The sequence below is a fragment of the Fundicoccus ignavus genome, assembly GCF_009659375.1.
Classification (GTDB): Bacteria; Bacillota; Bacilli; order Lactobacillales; family Aerococcaceae; genus Fundicoccus; species Fundicoccus ignavus.
This window is the reverse complement of the sequence record NZ_WJQT01000005.1, coordinates 51,177-68,947: the sequence shown is the minus strand read 5'-3', so window position 1 is coordinate 68,947 and position 17,771 is coordinate 51,177. Positions and strand designations below refer to the sequence as shown.

General features: G+C 37.9%; 14 protein-coding genes and 1 riboswitch. Of the genes, 12 read left to right on the top strand and 2 right to left on the bottom strand.

The window, feature by feature from the left end:
- Positions 1-83 precede the first annotated feature (83 nt).
- A riboswitch (adenosylcobalamin (AdoCbl) riboswitch) is annotated at positions 84-233 on the top strand.
- Positions 234-388: 155 nt separating this feature from the next.
- From GF867_RS05305 to GF867_RS05260, 10 genes are all read left to right on the top strand, one after another.
- Positions 389-814: a DUF4430 domain-containing protein gene (locus tag GF867_RS05305; protein ID WP_172972607.1), complete on the top strand. Its 426-nt coding sequence runs from the start codon at positions 389-391 to the stop codon at positions 812-814.
- Positions 790-1,350 carry an ECF transporter S component gene (locus tag GF867_RS05300; RefSeq protein WP_153832070.1) on the top strand — a complete coding sequence of 187 codons (561 nt, stop codon included), beginning with the start codon at positions 790-792 and terminating at the stop codon, positions 1,348-1,350. The genes GF867_RS05305 and GF867_RS05300 overlap by 25 nt, the downstream gene beginning before the upstream one ends.
- Positions 1,351-1,691: 341 nt before the next feature.
- Positions 1,692-3,509, top strand: a complete 1,818-nt coding sequence (locus GF867_RS14330) for a sensor histidine kinase (RefSeq protein WP_172973966.1) — start codon at positions 1,692-1,694, stop codon at positions 3,507-3,509.
- Complete coding sequence (locus GF867_RS05290) at positions 3,487-5,022, top strand: response regulator (RefSeq protein WP_172973965.1); 1,536 nt, start codon at positions 3,487-3,489, stop codon at positions 5,020-5,022. Before GF867_RS14330 ends, GF867_RS05290 begins: the two co-directional genes overlap by 23 nt.
- Positions 5,019-5,708: a DUF624 domain-containing protein gene (locus tag GF867_RS05285; protein WP_153832067.1), complete on the top strand. Its 690-nt coding sequence runs from the start codon at positions 5,019-5,021 to the stop codon at positions 5,706-5,708. Before GF867_RS05290 ends, GF867_RS05285 begins: the two co-directional genes overlap by 4 nt.
- The gene (locus tag GF867_RS05280) at positions 5,708-7,069 is read left to right on the top strand and encodes a hypothetical protein (protein ID WP_153832066.1); all 1,362 of its coding nucleotides are present in this window, start codon (positions 5,708-5,710) and stop codon (positions 7,067-7,069) included. The genes GF867_RS05285 and GF867_RS05280 overlap by 1 nt, the downstream gene beginning before the upstream one ends.
- A gap of 319 nt (positions 7,070-7,388) precedes the next feature.
- Complete coding sequence (locus GF867_RS05275) at positions 7,389-8,363, top strand: ABC transporter permease (protein ID WP_253940748.1); 975 nt, start codon at positions 7,389-7,391, stop codon at positions 8,361-8,363.
- Between the two features lie 12 nt (positions 8,364-8,375).
- Positions 8,376-9,308 carry a carbohydrate ABC transporter permease gene (locus GF867_RS05270; protein WP_153832065.1) on the top strand — a complete coding sequence of 311 codons (933 nt, stop codon included), beginning with the start codon at positions 8,376-8,378 and terminating at the stop codon, positions 9,306-9,308.
- A gap of 35 nt (positions 9,309-9,343) precedes the next feature.
- Positions 9,344-10,999 carry an ABC transporter substrate-binding protein gene (locus GF867_RS05265; protein WP_153832064.1) on the top strand — a complete coding sequence of 552 codons (1,656 nt, stop codon included), beginning with the start codon at positions 9,344-9,346 and terminating at the stop codon, positions 10,997-10,999.
- A gap of 742 nt (positions 11,000-11,741) precedes the next feature.
- Complete coding sequence (locus tag GF867_RS05260; protein WP_153832063.1) at positions 11,742-13,163, top strand: response regulator transcription factor; 1,422 nt, start codon at positions 11,742-11,744, stop codon at positions 13,161-13,163.
- 58 nt (positions 13,164-13,221) lie between these two features.
- Here the strand turns inward: GF867_RS05260 and GF867_RS05255 are convergent, their stop codons facing one another.
- Both GF867_RS05255 and GF867_RS05250 read right to left on the bottom strand, forming a co-directional pair.
- Entirely contained in the window at positions 13,222-15,009 is a 1,788-nt protein-coding gene (locus tag GF867_RS05255) for a sensor histidine kinase (protein WP_153832062.1), read from the bottom strand.
- A gap of 12 nt (positions 15,010-15,021) precedes the next feature.
- Complete coding sequence (locus tag GF867_RS05250) at positions 15,022-15,624, bottom strand: YesL family protein (RefSeq protein WP_153832061.1); 603 nt, start codon at positions 15,622-15,624, stop codon at positions 15,022-15,024.
- A 228-nt stretch (positions 15,625-15,852) separates the two neighbouring features.
- Here GF867_RS05250 and GF867_RS05245 point away from each other — a divergent pair, with 228 nt between their 5' ends.
- Together GF867_RS05245 and GF867_RS05240 are read left to right on the top strand one after the other, a co-directional pair.
- The gene (locus GF867_RS05245) at positions 15,853-16,794 is read left to right on the top strand and encodes an ABC transporter permease (protein WP_153832060.1); all 942 of its coding nucleotides are present in this window, start codon (positions 15,853-15,855) and stop codon (positions 16,792-16,794) included.
- Positions 16,795-16,809: 15 nt separating this feature from the next.
- On the top strand, positions 16,810-17,760 hold the full coding sequence (locus tag GF867_RS05240; protein ID WP_153832059.1) for a carbohydrate ABC transporter permease: 951 nt from the start codon (positions 16,810-16,812) through the stop codon (positions 17,758-17,760).
- Positions 17,761-17,771 lie beyond the last annotated feature (11 nt).

Below are 17,771 nucleotides of genomic sequence, written 5' to 3'. Positions count from 1 at the left end.
TCCGAACGAGTTTAGTCCGTTATTAAAGATTTTCTTAGAAACTTGAAAAACTAGAGAGTTTAGCCTAAGATGACAATAGATAGAAAACCGTTCACAGACAACTGAAAAATGGAAGTTTGGTTCAATCCCAACACGGTCCCGCCACTGTAATCATGCTTTGCATGGAGTCAGATCTTTCTTTCAGTTTGCTAATTTTTTGCGATGGCTATTTCGAGGCAGAATAGTATCGTCTAGCAGGCTATGTCTGGGTGCATAGGCTGCTTTTTTGCGTATGCATTGTCTACCTGACAACTAGCTTGCTCAACCCCCTTGAATCGCGCAGTATTAGCAAGCAGGCTTCTATCTTCTATCAAAAGTCCTTTTTCAGGCAATCAATAGGAGGTTTATGATGAAAAAATGGTTATTACTTTTATCAGCAAGTTTTATTCTAACAGCATGTGGTGAGCAAACTACAGAGACGAGCACGGATACAACTTCACAAGAGACAAGCAGTGTGGTTGAAGACGCATCAACAGAAGACGTCGTGACGGTTGAGGTGACAATCTCAGTCACTGAAGATGGCGAATTAATCGAAAATGGCGAGCAAGTCGTGGAAGTAGAGGAAGGTGCTCTTTTACTCGATGTTATGAAAGAAAACTTTGAGATCGAAGAAACCGATACATTCATTAATGCCATTAATGGCGTTGAACAAGATGCGACTGCGAATAAATGGTGGCTATTCGACGTAAACGGTGAAATGGCACAAAAAGGTGCAGCGGAAACCGAATTAAAAGCAGGTGACCTAATCGAATGGAAACTAGAGGCCTACGAATAAAACGTACGAAATACTTCACAGTACAACGGATCGCAATTTTAGCGTCGCTCACTGCACTCTGTCATGTTGGGCGTTTAATGTTGCAATTCATTCCGAATGTACAACCGATGACGACGATTTTACTCATTATTACACTGACTATGGGAACCATTGACGGTTTAGTCGTTGCATTATTGTCGCTCTTGTTGTCCAATATGTTCTTAGGTATGGGTCCGTGGACAATGACCCAATTTATTGCCTTTGCGGTAGTAATTTTGTTGACAGGTTGCTTACGTCCGCTTTACCGCAGTCAAAAGTTAGCAACTTGGGCTCGTCGTAGCTTATTCATAGGTTATGCATTTCTAACGGGCCTTTTATACGGCTTTATTATTTCAATTGTCTCCACACAAATGTTTGGCATTCAGAATTTTTGGGTTTACTATTTACAAGGAATTTCATTTGACTTGCTTCACGCTTTTGGAAACGCAGGTTTTTTCCTAATATTAGACCCCATTTTGTCGCCACTTATCAATCGACGCAAAGACTTTCTCCAATAATGGAGGAAGTCTTTTTTTATGATTATAAGAATTTATACGTAAAATGTTGCTTTAAACCGCTGTATGCTTTCCGCAGATTTTTGCCTTTCCAAGGCGGTGATTGCTTCTAAATCCGCATTGATGTTCTAGCGTAATAGCGATAATCCACACCATAAATAGCCTCAATGTTCTTGGCGCCCTGTTAAAACGCCTTTCACATCACACCACTATTAAAATCGTACAAGACCTCTTTACAAACTAGCATTAATCAGGCACAATATTGTTAACGCATACATAAAGGTATATACTTTGTCAGATGCATGATTTGGAGAGTTAATATTCAGAATAGAGTGGTGCTTAACGTGAATTTTTTCAAGCGATTCCAATTAAACACGATTAAAAAGAAGCTTTACGTAATATACGTAGGCTTACTTTTCGTTCCCATTATTTTGGTTGGCTATTATATCAGTGTTGAAATTCGCTCAGAACAAATCAATACTAAAATCGAAGAAATCGAACAGAGTACAATCCGAACCAAACAAGATTTAATGAGTACGTTTGAATTATTAATCCGCATTTCTGACTGGATATACCAAGATGAACGTTTAGCAGAAATTGTCGAAAGGGAATATGATAGCGTTTATGAAGTCATTCAATCTTATGAAACGTACACTCAGTTCTCTGATTACTTGAAATATTATCCTGAAATTGATTACGTTAGATTTTACAGCGATAATCCGACTTTATTAAGTAGTGTGGGCTTATACCCAGTTACCAGTGAGATTACTCAACAAGAATGGTATCAAGATACACTAGATAAACGCGGACAAATCGTTTGGCGAATCATTGAAGACCCGATTACACGTCAACATAATTTAAATTTAACTCGCTCTGTTTTTCGTAACAATCGTTTAGTAGGTGTCTTAAGTATTGCGGTAGCCAATGAAACGATTGACACGATACTAGCTAGCTCAGGCAATAGTGCATTCCTGACCCTTGATGATCACTTGATCTTTAGTGCCACCCAACCTGAAGCAACGGAAGAGGTTTACGATTATTATCGTTTAATGGAACTAGAAAAAGATAATCTCGAATTAATCAATGAGAATGCGGATAGCGTGCAAGGCTCCTCATCACAATTAACGTTTATGGTCCAACAAATCCCATTGAATAAATCGTTAATTTCCGATTTTAAAATTGTCAGCACCGTACCAACTCAAAGCATTATCGAAGAAGCCAATCGTGTCTTAGTCACAGGTTACTTATTGATTGGACTTGTTTTCTTGTTGTCACTCTTTATTCTTAATCGTTTTATAGATCATTTCAATCGCCGAGTGCTTGTGTTGAAAGAGAGTATGACGAAAGTCGCGCGAGGAGATTTTGAAATACCGGAAGAAGTACAAGGAAACGATGAAATCTCTGATATTTACCACGAACTCCAAACAACCATGGGCAGTTTACAAAACTTATTACAAGAGCGCTATCAGCATGAGCTCGATCAGAAAAACTGGGAAATTGTGAAGAAGGAAGCAGAATTCAAATTACTGGCCAGTCAAATTAATCCACATTTTCTCTACAATACGTTGGAAACGATTCGCATGAAAGCTCTAAAAAATCAAGATCGTGAAGTAGCCGAAACTGTCAAAATACTCAGCAAATTAATGCGTAAGGCTCTAGAACGCGACCGCGATGAAATATTATTGAGCGAGGACTTAAAATTTATTGAGATGTATTTACAAATCCAACAATTAAGATTTGGTGACCGGATTGCCTATACCATACGTCAAAATACGCAAGCAGATTACTGGATTTTACCTTTATTAATTCAACCCATCGTCGAGAATGCCTTTATTCATGGTGTTGAAAAAGTAAGAGGTGAAGTAGAAGTTTGGATCGAAGTGTTCGAAAAGGAATCCGACTTAGAAATTATTATTCGTGATAATGGCGCTGGCATTGAAGCCAATCGCTTAGCGACTTTACGCCAATTGTTAGCAGAAGGAGAAGGCGCCAATCGAATTGGGGTAAATAATGTGCAACAAAGGATTAAGCACTATTATGGTGAAGTTTATGGCTTAAGTATTGAAAGTGTCTTAGGAGAAGGGACGCAAGTTACCTTACATTTACCACAGAAAATCTATGAAGAAGGAGATATTCAAAATGCATACGGTATTAATCGTTGATGATGAGCCCATAGTACGCGAAGGTTTAGCCTATATCGTTGATTGGGAAGCCGCTGGCTTTAAAATTATTGGCACGGCCAGCGATGGCCAAGAAGGCATTGAAAAAATTAAAGCTTTAAATCCAGATGTCGTTTTAACGGATATTCAAATGCCAGAAATGGACGGCATCGAAATGGTCCGTTATGCCTGTGAGCACGATTTGTATCGAGAGTTTATTATTTTATCAGGTCACTCAGATTTCGCTTATGCTAAAGAAGCGATGTCCTTAGGAGTCGCTCACTATCTCTTAAAACCCATTGATGAAGAGGAATTATTAGATGTGTTAGCCAGAGTATCTGAACAAATTAGCTTGAAGCAACAGCAACAAGCGCATTTGACTTCTTATCAGAACTACTTAGATTCCAGACGCGTTCGTGATTTACTGACAAGTCGCAACATTGATAAAGAATTAGTGACCCGCATGGCATTTGATAGTTATTGTTTAATCGCTTGCGAATATGAGGGTTATCATTTAGATAATCATGCGATTGAAAAAGTATTTGAGTCGCATCTCACAGGAGTGGCTGCAAGTTTTAATCATACGTCATTACGCTTTGCATTAATTACTGACAAATCGAAAAGTGAACTCAGTCGAATGACACAAGCATTAAGTCAGGCAGTTCAGGCATTACATCCAGAGTTGTATATTTTGATGAGTGATTGGACTGTGGAGTTGAAAGCTTTGCCGGAGTTGTATCAACAGATTAAACACTTGCGCAACAAGCGTTATATTTACCCATCACTGCCGATTATGTCTCATTTACATTTAGCCGAAGTCGCGGAAAAGAATCGCAATCAAGCTGTCGGTTTTGATAAATTAAAGTGGAAAGAGAATTTATTGTCGGCCATTCAACAGAATAAAAAGGAAAAAATCCGCGCCTATTTAAATGAAATCGCCTACTATTATCAAAAGAATGAATGGCGTGAGCGTGATATCAAAGCGGATATTGCGGCTATTTTTAATTTTTATTGTGACGAAATGGAAGAAGATGTCGATTTACCAATGAAAGAAAGTGACAAACGCTATATTATATCGATTATTCTGAGTGAACGTTCTTTACAGCAAACGTTCGAATTTCTGAATGAAATATTTATTGATTTCAGCCGCATTCTTGTGAATCAACAGGATAAATTTGATTTAGTTGAAGAGATGAAACGCTATACGAATAAGTATTACCATCTAAATTTGACACTACAAGAATTAGGTAAGGAGCTGAATTATAGTCACTCTTATCTAGGTAAAAAATTCCGTAACGAAGTTCAGATGAGTTACCGGATGTACTTGGATCAAGTGAGAATTGATGCAGCAAAACAGTTGATTCAGGAAGATAAATATTTAATCTATGAAATTGCTGAGAAGGTAGGCTATGCCAATAGTGATTACTTCTCGAAGAAATTTAAAACGCTTGTAGGGAAGAGTCCTGGTAGTTTTCAAAGGGAATGGCAAGCAAGTAGAAAGAAGGATAGTGTGTGAGCAATCGAAATATCATCAACAGTCAACTATATAAAATTTTACGATATGGCTACTTTTTCTTAGTAAGCAATCTGTTGTTTTTAATCGCGAATAGCTTGTTTTTATTCGTATTTATCATGATTCCACCTCAGTTAGAAAGTTTGGTGTTCTATTTGGTGGCTTTATTACCAATGGGGCCAGCTCTAACAGCTTTATTCTTCTCGATGGGAGTGTTAGTGCGGACAGGTGACCTAGCGCCAGTGAAGGATTTTATTAGAAGCTACCGCGATAACTTTATCGTATCAATGAAATATTGGTTACTTCAATTATTGTTGAGTGCCATTATGCTAGTAGATGCGGTTTACTTTTTCAATCAAGATTTCAAAATCATTGCGGCCGTTTTCTTACTATTATTCGTGCTTATTAACTTGTTTTCACTCATCGGCTTCCCTTTACTAGCGACTTTTGAAATAACAGTCAGAAATGTTTACCGCGCTACAGTTGTGATTATCTGGCGCTATCCTGTCAAACAATTAATCAATTTGTTGACTTTAATAGCCTTTGTTATTATATTCTGGGCATTTCCGAGCGAACTCTTTCTGTTTTTATTTTCGTTAATGGCTTTCTATGTAATGCGTCAAGATCAAGAAATATTTAAAGAGTTAGCGAGTCAATTTTCAGAAACAGCATCTGAGGGGGAAATCTAATGTCAAAACGTTTTGTCGCATTATTAGCCTGTACTTTATTAGCTTTACTGGGCACCGGCGCAACATTTAATGAATCAAATAGTAACACGGATAAGTCTCTGCAAGAAAAAAATGTATCGGCATTTGAAGCCAGTATTGTCGAACCGTTCGCTCAATTAGAGAGCTTATCGGAGTTGATGATTGAAGTAGGCAAGGAGACCTATACCTTTAAATCAGATGGGACACAACTGCTGAGCGAAGAGTTGCCAGAAGCCGATCAAGAGAGTTTATGGGATCTGCTGGGACAGTTGATTTCCTTGCAAGCTTTAACGATGGAAGAGTCTCCTGAGCACCAAGCCCTAGAAAAATTAGCCTGTTATCATTTAATTTCCGATGACAGTTTTATGATTGAATTGGCTCTGTATGCCTTTGCGGAACAAGAGAGCTATATCGGTGTTGTTACGACGACAGATGGCGCACAAGAAACAGAACAAATATTGGAATTTCCAACGGTACCTGTCGCGATTACAAACTTTTCGCCGAGTTATTTAGCCCCAGCTTTAGACTTTAAACTCGACACCTTAAGTAAAATTACTTATCAATCGGCCGAGCACACCTTTTCGTTAAGTCATGAAAGTGAGCTAAGCGCAGTTGAACAGTCGCCTTTTATTAGCGGGTGGTTCTTACACGATCTTTATGAAACCAATTTTTCTGTAGAATATCAACAAATGGAGCAGTTTTTATTAGGGTTGAATCGTTTAAATGCAACGGAATTAATTGATTTCGCAAGCGATGACACAGCGCTGTTTCAATTAGTATTACAAGACGCAACACAATACGTCCACTTATCATTCTATGAAGGGGCAGACTATTTGATGAACGTTTATTGGCAAGAGACCGATACTTGGTACGAAGTACCGCAAAGTTTAGTCGAGCCTTTGATGTTGGATATGACCACTTTATGGGATAATTTTATTGCCCTGATTCCTTTAGACGCAATCGAAAAAATAACGATTGAAGGTTTGGAACAAATCGAAATCCTCCACACAAGCACGGTGGAAGCAGATAATGAAACTATCAGTCATGAATTCAAACTCAATGGCCAGCAAATTGACGAAACGATTTTCCGCAAAGTCTATCAATATTTAGCGGCGCTTGCTTATGAAACACCTCTAACACAAACCATTGATACAAATCAGATAGAAGCGGCATTAACCATTACGTATCATTTCGTTTCAGAAGATACGCCGCTGACGCATGTGATTGAATTCTATGAATTATCCGATGATCAATATGCGGTTGTGAAGAACGGCATCCAAGAATTTTCGATTACAAAGGCAGCTATTATAGACATGCTAGAACAACTGACGAATTTAAACTAAACAAAACTAACACCTTAACAGCCAAAATATGACTCAATATTTTGTTTGTTAAGGTGTTTGCATTATAAGGACTTATCAATTGAGCATTGATTTACCTCGCTTTATACTTTGCGCGAACACGCCGGTAGTCTATAAAATTCAGCCCTAATTTAATCCATGATTGTGTGTAGTATTTTGTTAAGATGGGGGCTTTTCCTTTAATTTTTAGACTTGAGATCGAAAATAGCTAATTTTAACTGGTTGAATAGCTATTTTTTGAGGTTTGAATTGAAAACGTTGTCAAATATACTTAAGGCATCAAGAATTAGGAGGGAATGTTATGGAAGGTGTAAAGGTCATGGATAATGTCCTGCCAAGCGGCCAGAATGTCCATAAAAAAACGAAACAAAAAATTACATGGAAGAAAATTAAGGCGCAAAAAGGGCTCATTTTCATGGCTTTACCATTTGTTATTTGGCTATTAGTTTTCGCTTATTCACCGCTAGTAGGTTGGGTCATCGCTTTTCAGAACTATTTACCGCAGAATGGCTTCTTCGGATCAGAATGGGTAGGCTTTAAGCACTTTAAGGATTTATTCAGTGAGCCGATGTTCTACACAGCTTTAAAGAATACATTGGGTATGGGTGGTTTGGGCTTAATTTTTGGGACACTCTCTTCAATTTCTTTCGCCCTAATTTTAAATGAAATTCGTTTTAGTCGATTTAAGAAATTTACACAAACGGTTTCTTACCTACCTCACTTTGTTTCTTGGGTAGTGGTAGCAAACATTGTGATTCAATCACTATCGACAAGCGGTGTGGTTAATCAGTTTTTATTAAGTATGAATTTCATTGAAAAGCCGATTAATTTTATGGCGAAGGGTGATTATTTCTGGGGCATTGTGACTGTGGCAGATGTTTGGAAAGAAACAGGTTGGAATGCGATTATCTATTTAGCCGCAATGACAAGTATCGATCAAGAAATGTATGAAGCAGCACGTGTCGATGGTGCAACTCGTTGGCAACAAATGTGGAGTATTACCTTACCTTCCATCCGACCAATCATTATTGTCTTGTTAATCATGAGTATTGGTAACTTGATCAACATTGGTTTTGAGAAGCAAATGTTATTGGGGAACAATATTGTGGCGAATCAAGCTTTAGTTATTGAGAAATATGCGTTAGATTATGGTATTGGAATGTTCCGCTATTCATTTGGTACAGCGATCGGTATTTTTAAATCGGTGGTAAGTATTATTTTAATCTTTACGTTCAATGGAATTGCGAAACGTACTGGCGAAGGCCAATTAATGTAGGAGGAGAATCGTATGACAGCCATTTTAAAGAAAAGAAAAAGAGCTCGCAAAGGGCCTTTAAATACGCAACCAACGATAACAGATGTTCTCTTGGGCATCGTGATGTTGTTTGTAATCGTTGTGACGCTTTATCCCTTCTTAAACGTTTTGGCAGTATCGTTGAATGATGCGACCGATACCGCACGTGGTGGGTTACATATTTTTCCGAGAGCCTTCACCTTGCAAAACTATAAAGAAATTTTTTCTTCAAATAATAATTTGTTACTCGCATTTCGTAATTCGGTTTTAAGAACGATTATCGGAACGATTTGCGCAACTTTTTGTTGTGCAGTGTTAGCTTATGTTTTAAGTCGTAAACATTTTGTGTTTCGTAAGCCATTAACGATTATGTTAATGCTGACGATGTACGTAAGTGGTGGGTTAATTCCTTCTTACTTATTAATTAGAAATCTAGGTTTAATTAATAATTTCGCAGTATATATTATTCCAGGTTTAATTAGTGCCTTTAATGTGATTGTGATTCGTTCATTTATTGAAGGGTTGCCCGATGCTTTGGAAGAATCAGCTCGTATTGATGGCGCTAGCGATTTCACTATTTTTATTAAGATTATCATGCCTTTGTGTATGCCGGTGCTTGCGACAATTGCTTTATTTGTGGCAGTTGGTCAGTGGAACAGTTGGTTTGATACATACTTATACGCACGTAGTAATACCAACTTAACGACGTTACAGTATGAATTAATGAAAATAATGGATAATTCAAGTTCTATTTCTGCTAACGATGTCAGCAGTATGAACCAAACAGCCTCATTGATCCCGCGTACGACACCCGAGTCAATTAAAATGGCAATCACGATTATTGCCACTGTTCCAATCCTAATCGTGTATCCGTTCTTACAGAAATATTTCGTAACGGGTTTAACGTTAGGTGCAGTAAAGAGTTAATAAATGCTTTGATAAACAGAATGGAGGATTTTTTAATGAAGAAAAACTTATGGAAAAGATCGTTACTTTTATGTGGTAGTGCCTTATTAGCAGCAGGTGCGTTATTAACACCGAACTTGGTAAATGCACAAGATGATGTCACAACATTAACTTTCTTTAGTGTGGACTTGTCAATGGATGATCCATTTACTAACCCTGTTGCCCAAGAGATTACAGCAAGAACTGGCGTTAAGCTGGAATTATCACATCCAGTTGGTGGAGATGAACAAGCGATTCCATTGATGATTGCGAGTGGTGATTTCCCTGACCTTATCTATAGTAAAGGTGATTTAAATAAGTTAATTGATGCGGGAGCAGTTATTGCCTTAGATGATTTAATTGAAGAGAAAGGCGACAACTTAAAAGCCTTATATGGTGATCAAATTGATCGTTTGAGAAATAGTTTAGAAGATCCACAAATTTACCATTTAGGGACAGGTGGCGTGACGAACTTACAATTGAAAACAAGTGGTACAGTGCAAGTTCAATTAGATGTTCTACGAGAATTAGGCTATCCAGAAATTAGTACATTAGAAGAATATGAAGCAGCTTTAACAGAGTATATCGCTAAGTATCCTGAAATTGATGGACAACCTACAATTGGTTTAAGTTTATTAGGAAGTGACTGGCGTTGGTTAATCACTGTCGGTAACCCTGCTGGTTTCGCAGCGGGTTACCAAGATGATGGTCAATGGCATGTTGACGAAGAAACAGGCGATACATTCTACAAATTTATGTTGCCTGAAGTGAAAGAATACTTCAAATGGTTAAACCATATGAATGATGTTGGCTTACTCGATCCAGAATCATTTACACAAACGTTTGACTCATATATTGCGAAATTATCTTCAGGTCGCGTATTAGGTACGGCGGACCAAGATTGGAACGTATCACAAGCTGTTGCTGTATTAAAGACGGATGGTAAAGAAGAGCGCCTCTGGGCACCATTACCAGTGACAATTAACGAAGAACAAGTATCGCAAAGTACACGTGATGCAGGATTTACCGGCACAATGGGTATTTCAATTTCTTCAACATCTGACCAACAAGAAGAAGCATTTGAGTTCTTAAATTGGATGGCATCAGAAGAAGCTCAAATCCTTGTTAACTGGGGAGTAGAAGGCGTTCATTATGAAGTGGTTGACGGCAAACGTGTTCAATTAGAAGAAGATAGAGAGAATGCGAACACAAATCCTAACTACAGTATTGATTCAGGTGTAGGTGCCTACATTCACCCATTCCCAATGCTAGGAAACGGGGCTTTAGATGCAAATGGACAAACCATTGGCCGTGACTCTAAAGAAGACATCATCGCTCAATACACAGATACAGAATTAGAAGTGTTAGACGCTTATGGCTATGACTTATGGGTAGATGCTTTCCCGACACCAGAAGAATTAGGACGTCCAGCTCACGGACGTGCGTGGGAATATGTGATTCCAACAACTTCTGATGTGACAATTATCCAACAGAAAGCAGATGACTTAACAACTCAGAAAATTACTGAAGCAATCTTGGCAGATCCAGCTGACTTCGATGCAATCTGGGAAGACATGGTAGCACAATTAGAAGCCATGAACATTAAAGAAGCAGAAGCACAAATGACTCAAATTACAAATGACCGTATTGACTTATGGAGTACAGGTAACTAAACATTTAATCACAATAAAAGCATTGATTGAGGTCACTCAATCAGTGCTTTTTGGTTCTATAAGGAATGATAAGGCGATATTTTCTTGTAATATAAGGTTTTATAAGTTTTATATTGATTTGTCAAGCTTTGTACTACGCTCAGCTGATTGTTTTCCAAGGCGGTGGTCGCTTCCAAAGCCTCACTGACGTTCGTCCTTTTCCAGCTCAATCGGCTAGGCTCTGTCTACTTCGCTTTCTTTATTAATAGTCAGAGCAAGCGATTCTATTAGTAGCGATGGATTGCCCATTATCTGAATCGATACCGATATGGAAAACAAGTCGCTGATCTACGTTAAGTGTTCCAACAAAAGTAAAACGATATAATCAAGTTATTCTACTGAACAGAATTCAAAGACCTCGGACTCGTTCGAGTTTTTCTGATTGCTTAACTAGTCATTCCGATTCAATGTTTAAACTCGCGGATTGAGTTTGAACATTGAGGGCTTCAATCATCAAACTCAGAGTCTGAGTTAGCACATTGAACGGGAATTATCACCTTATAGGTGATGCCCAACACTTCATTTGTCCTTTTGATCCGTTAAGAGCATTTAACCCAAATACGAATGATAACGTTTTTATTTTTTCTTTACAAATAGAAATGGATAAGGCACAATGATGTTAGCACATTCTTGAAAGTATATACTTTTTATGCAGGGATGCAAATATAGTTCGGTATGTTTAAGCGATACGAGGGGGAATTAAATGCGTAAAGTACTGATCGTAGATGACGAGGCAATGATACGAGAAGGATTACGTTATGTAATTGATTGGGCAGCCTTTGGTTATGAAATTGTTGGAACGGCAGAAAATGGTAAAGTGGGACTCGAGAAAATTAAAGCACTCGCACCCGATGTAGTCATTGCGGATATTAAAATGCCCGGTAAAAATGGTTTAGAGATGGTAAGAGCCGCGATTGATCAATCGCTGGATTTTTATGCGATCATTCTGTCAGGCTATTCTGATTTTGAATACGCGCGGCAAGCATTGCAATTAGGGGCCGTCAATTATTTATTGAAACCAGTGAATGAAGACGAATTAATCGATATTTTGCAGAAAATTAATCATCAAGAAGATGCGAAACAGCATCGTGATCAAGTAAGTATGTGGCATGATAAATTGTTTGGCAATGATTCAACAGGTGTGACGTGTTATCCTTATGTGAAATTGCTGCGGATTGAAGAACAACATGCACCCGAAGCTTTGAAGTTAGCCTTAAGTAAAGAAGTCGAAGACGTTGTTTTATTAACGTATCGGCATTATCATTATTTTATTCTATTGAATCAGCATGCGCAAAATGATTTAATAATCGATAGCCTGTGCCAATCACTACTACCTAAACAAGAAATATTAGTATCACATTGGTTTAATGCGCATGACAATTTAACACCGCTAGTAGAAGATATTCAAATGCTTGAAGCGACAACCTTCTTACTACCGCAACAACTGTTATCCTATAATGTACTAGAAGCGGTAAGGCATCAGTCACCAATGGTGAAGGAGGCGCGTGAAAGTTTATTAAAAGCAATTTTTGACCGTCAAGATTTAAAGGGCGCTTTAGCGGCTTACTGGCAAACTTATTATTATGAGTTATCACATGAAGAAGAGATTAAATGGCGTGTGAATGGAGATATTGAGTGGTTATATCAACAAATCATCGGCAAAGTGCCGATTGATTTAGAATGGTCTGCTGAACAAAAACACCAACAAATTTATTTATGCCAGACACTCCCGATGTTAAAAAAGATGGTCAACCAACAACTAGAAAAATTGAGTCTGACGATTGCATCGAGTTTAAATCATTTGGATATTGTTGATGAATTAATTCGCTACACGCAAGAGAATTACCAAACAGAATTGACCTTGAAGAAAATCGGGGAAATCTTTAATTATAATAGTGCCTATTTAGGCAAGAAATTCCGTAAGGAAACAGGCAAGAACTATTTATCTTTCCTTGATGAAGTCCGCATGGAAAAGGCGAGCGATATTCTGTCTCACTCCAATTTTATGGTGTATGAAGTTGCAGAAATGGTGGGGTATACGAACTCCGATTACTTCTATAAGAAGTTTAAGCAACATTTTGATGTCTCACCTAATGAGTACCGTCAAGGCTTGAAACAAGCTTAAATAAACTAAAGTCGGCAAACCGATTATACGGAATTTGCCGACTTTTTGTCGTGGTGAGTTATAAAGAATTAACATCATTTTTGGTTGTTTGTTCGAGGTAAGTCTGGTCGCGAATAATCAACACAACAGAGGTTCCGACATTTTCGACACTACTGATTGTTAGCCCACATTCATCGCCGTAAAACATTTTGGCTCGGTGATTCACATTCGCTAAGCCAATATTTTTCTGAGATGTTGTCGAAGGCGTCATAATTTTTTCTTGCAGTTTCAATAAATCTGCTTGAGCAATTCCGACACCATTATCTTGCACGGTAATTTCGATAAAATCGTCTTTTTTAATAATATTCAAGCGAATATAGCCAGGATGTGTGATGCCCTCTAAACCGTGAGTAATCGAGTTTTCGACAAGTGGTTGAATCAAGAGGGGCAATAACATCGCTTGCGTTTGATCAATTTCGTTCGAAACAAAATAGGAGAAATTGACCCGATCGCCGAAACGTAAGCGTTGAATTTTGACATAAACATGCAAGGCATCCAGTTCTTCTTCAAGGCTAATCAATTGCGTACCGTGTGTTTTCAAGGTATTGCGCATTGAGGTCGCCAATAAACGAATCGCATAAGCCACATCGGTGTTGCCGGAAGTTAAAGCCGTCATACGAATTGTTTCCAAGGTATTGAACAAGAAATGAGGATTGATTTGGCCAGCCAGAATACTAAATTCCATCTGTTGTTGCTGAGTAATCAGTTCTTGCTTCGCCAGTTTAGCTTGGTAAATTTCTTCTTCTTTCTTTTTGATGCGTTGAATAATAACATGGAAATCGATGGAAATTTGTGAAATTTCATCTTCACCGTTAATATTCTGAAAGAAGTCATAGTCTTCGATTGAGGCATGATACACTGCTAACTGTAACTTTCTTATGCGGTTCGTAAAGAAGCGCGCAAATAAAGCAATGACTAGGAAAGTCGTCAAGAGTACAACAATCACAATGGTTGCCCAACGATAAATATTGGAGAGTAGATTATCATAAGCTTCGAAATCGGCAGAATAGATATAAATCATATCGTCGCGATTATTGACAGCCAAAGTATTCGTCGCAACGATTGCTCGGTCTTGGTAGAATTCCTGATAATCATCATCGAGTGTTAAACTTACCGCCTCGCCAACACGCGTTAAATGGTCGCTATAAAAAATAACATCATCATTTAATTGTAGTTCTAAATAATAAGAATTATTGCGTAGTCGATTGCGCAAATAGTTAAAGTCTAAGCGTATTTCGAGCACGGCTTTTTCCTCAGACAGTGGCAAAGGTAAAATTTTTATCAAACTTAAATGATTCATGCCTGCTTCGTCTGGTTGCGTATAAAGAAAAGCATTAGACTGTGTCATGGCCCGTTGATACCATTCGCTGGCCTGTATCTCTTCGTTAGCAACTTGAATAAAGCGATAATTGTTCGGTAGATGTTCATTGGTCGAATAAATGGTTAAGGCGGCAATCGATGTTTGGTAATTACGAATTTCATCGATGGCGTTGTATTGATCAATTAATTGCATCACTTCTATTTCATCCGTCAATTCGGTTGATAGAATCTCGCGCAACTCCGTATCATTCGACAGTGAGAAAACATTATTGTATAGAGTATTCGTCGTATCAAATAAAACTGATTTTACCCGCTGAGCATTTAAATCGGCTAAATATTGATAGTTAGCTGTTAACTGATTGGTTGAATCGACAACCAAGTACAGACCGACTAACACACTCGAAAGAAAAATCAGTGGAATATACACAATAAATAATTGTTGACGAATAGAAAACTGACTCAGTTTTCGAAAAAGTGAAAATTTCATTGAAAAACCCCATTAATTCCATCGTTTAAAAATGGATAAAAGTAAGAACGCGCAGCAATAAGCCATTAAGACAAAACCAAATAATGGTAGAAATAAACGGAAACCTGGGAAAATGACCATCAAGCAGAAAAGTGTCACCGGAATCAGTAGCACACCTAAAGCACGAATCGGGTCAGCGACCGCAATCAAACAAGCATTTTTTAGCGTTTGACGCAAAGTATTCTGATAACGACCAATCAAAGCCATGCTAAATAAGAAAACAGTCAGCAAGTAAGCCGCAATAATCGCGGCCACCACCCCCACAATACTCGATAGGATACTGCCTATCGAAAACCAGAAAGTACTGCTATAAATAAGCAGTGCAATCGGGAAGAATAAGCATAAGTAAGCTAAACTCGCTTGTTTCCAATTCGATTTCAACGCGATAAAATAATCGCGAATCAGATTGCCGCGTTCGTCATCTGCATAACGTAATAATACCTCAAACAAGGCCGACGTCGCTACACCAATCGTCACAATCGGTATGCAAGAAATTATGTATAACACATTAAGAAAAATGAACTGACTCGTAACAGTTGTCAGTTTATATAAAGTACCATCTGGATTAAATTTCATGGATAAAGCCTCCTCTTTCTTCCATTCTAAACCCTAAAAACTAAATTTGAAAGCCTTACCAAAATACACAAAAACGCCATTAATGCTGACACAAAGCTATTTTCAACAAATGTCCAATGGATGATGACTAATTTTTACAGATTGATATCTATTTTTCGCTGATAGAAAAATAAAAGGCTGTGTTACGATTGGTGTGTAAAACGGTTTCACATTTTAAGGAGGATGAAAATGGAGTTGAACAAGCGTCTATCTGACCGTGAACATCAGAGAAAAAATAAAACTGGCCTGATTATGTTTTTATGTATCGTGCCCTTTCTAATATTAGTTTTCTTATTCTCTTATTTCCCACTTCACGGCTGGATTTATTCATTATATGATTACAAACCCGCTCTTGGTTTAGAAGGAAGCGAGTTTGTTGGGTTAAGGTGGTTTAAGTTACTTGTTTCAAGTTCGACACAAATTGATCAAATTGTGCAAGTCTTGAAAAATACCTTTGCGATGAGTTTCCTCGGAATTGCGACATCAATCTTCCCGGTAGCTTTCGCGATTTTCTTAAACGAGATTAAAAGTAAATGGTTCAAAAATATCGTGCAAACATTGACGACTTTACCAAACTTTATCAGTTGGGTACTAGTGTATACCATTGCATTTAGTTTATTTTCAACGACAGGTCTAGTAAATACGTTGCTACAAGAGTATGGATTTGTAACAGATCCCGTTAGATTCCTTGATAGTAACAATCATACTTGGTTAATGATGACAGCTTGGAACGTGTGGAAAGGTTTAGGTTGGGGCGCGATTATGTACTTAGCGGGTATCGCTGGTATTGACCCTGAGCTTTATGAATCAGCTCGAATTGATGGGGCGAATCGTTTTGACTTGATGTGGCACATTACCTTGCCAGCTTTAATGCCTACCTACTTAGTGATGTTAATGCTGTCAATTGCGAACTTACTGAATAATGGTATGGAGCAATATTTTGTCTTTCAGAATGCCTTTAATAAAGAGAATATCCAAGTGTTAGACCTATATGTATATAACTTAGGCTTGGGGAGCAACAGTTTATCATTAGCAACGGCCATTAGTATGTTAAAGAGTGTCATTTCAGTCGCATTACTTGCGATTGTGAACGGCGCATCTAAAAAAATTAGAGGAACATCAATTATTTAGAAAGGAGGCAATGTGATGGATTTGTCAGTCGGAATGAAAAAGAAAACAAAGAGTAAGACAGAGTTTCAACCAGAAAGAACGAAAGGTGATATTGTTTTTTCAATACTTAACTATAGTTTTTTCTTATTAGTCACGTTGATTTGTGTGTACCCTTTCTATTATTTAATCATTAACTCAATCAGTAGTAATGATTTAAGTGCGCTAGGAAAAATTCGCTTTTTCCCGCAAGCGTTGCACCTTGAAAACTACAAACAAGTGCTACAGTTAAGAGGCTTGCCTTTAGCAGCCACAATATCAGTCGCTAGAACTGTTATCGGAACGGCGACCACAGTTTTGGCGTCCGCTTTTCTTGGTTTCATGTTTACGCAAGAAAAAATGTGGAAACGTAAATTTTGGTACCGTTTTATTATTATTACCATGTATTTTAATGCTGGTTTGATTCCCATGTTTATCACGATGAAAACATTAGGTTTAACCAATAGTTTCTGGGTTTATATTCTGCCTGCAGTCGTACAGCCTTTTAATATTATTTTGGTCAAAACGTATATTGAATCAATTCCGAGATCTTTACAAGAAGCAGCTGAAATCGATGGGGCAAACATTCTGCAGATTTTCTTTAAAGTAATCTTGCCGAACTGTACGCCGATTCTAGCAACAGTCGCGATTTTCTCAGCGGTCGCTCAATGGAATTCATTTCAAGATACATTATTGTATATTACGGATCAAAGTTTATATTCTCTACAATATTTACTTTATACCTATATTAACCAAGCAAACTCATTGGCGCAGATGGTTAAGAATACAACTGGTTCGTTGGCAAGCGTGGCTTCTGCAGCAACGTCACAAACACCCACTTCAATCCGTATGACCATTTCAGTTATCGTGGTCTTACCGATTATGTTTATTTACCCGCTTTTCCAGAAATATTTCGTCAAAGGCATTATGTTAGGTGCCGTTAAAGGATAATTAAGAGAAAG

Coding starts and splice junctions, on each gene's coding strand:
- GF867_RS05305 (WP_172972607.1), top strand. CDS start 389: ATGAAAAAATGGTTATTACTTTTATCAGCAAGTTTTATTCTAACAGCA.
- GF867_RS05300 (WP_153832070.1), top strand. CDS start 790: ATGGAAACTAGAGGCCTACGAATAAAACGTACGAAATACTTCACAGTA.
- GF867_RS05290 (WP_172973965.1), top strand. CDS start 3,487: ATGCATACGGTATTAATCGTTGATGATGAGCCCATAGTACGCGAAGGT.
- GF867_RS05280 (WP_153832066.1), top strand. CDS start 5,708: ATGTCAAAACGTTTTGTCGCATTATTAGCCTGTACTTTATTAGCTTTA.
- GF867_RS05275 (WP_253940748.1), top strand. CDS start 7,389: ATGGAAGGTGTAAAGGTCATGGATAATGTCCTGCCAAGCGGCCAGAAT.
- GF867_RS05270 (WP_153832065.1), top strand. CDS start 8,376: ATGACAGCCATTTTAAAGAAAAGAAAAAGAGCTCGCAAAGGGCCTTTA.
- GF867_RS05265 (WP_153832064.1), top strand. CDS start 9,344: ATGAAGAAAAACTTATGGAAAAGATCGTTACTTTTATGTGGTAGTGCC.
- GF867_RS05260 (WP_153832063.1), top strand. CDS start 11,742: ATGCGTAAAGTACTGATCGTAGATGACGAGGCAATGATACGAGAAGGA.
- GF867_RS05255 (WP_153832062.1), bottom strand. CDS start 15,009: ATGAAATTTTCACTTTTTCGAAAACTGAGTCAGTTTTCTATTCGTCAA.
- GF867_RS05250 (WP_153832061.1), bottom strand. CDS start 15,624: ATGAAATTTAATCCAGATGGTACTTTATATAAACTGACAACTGTTACG.
- GF867_RS05245 (WP_153832060.1), top strand. CDS start 15,853: ATGGAGTTGAACAAGCGTCTATCTGACCGTGAACATCAGAGAAAAAAT.
- GF867_RS05240 (WP_153832059.1), top strand. CDS start 16,810: ATGGATTTGTCAGTCGGAATGAAAAAGAAAACAAAGAGTAAGACAGAG.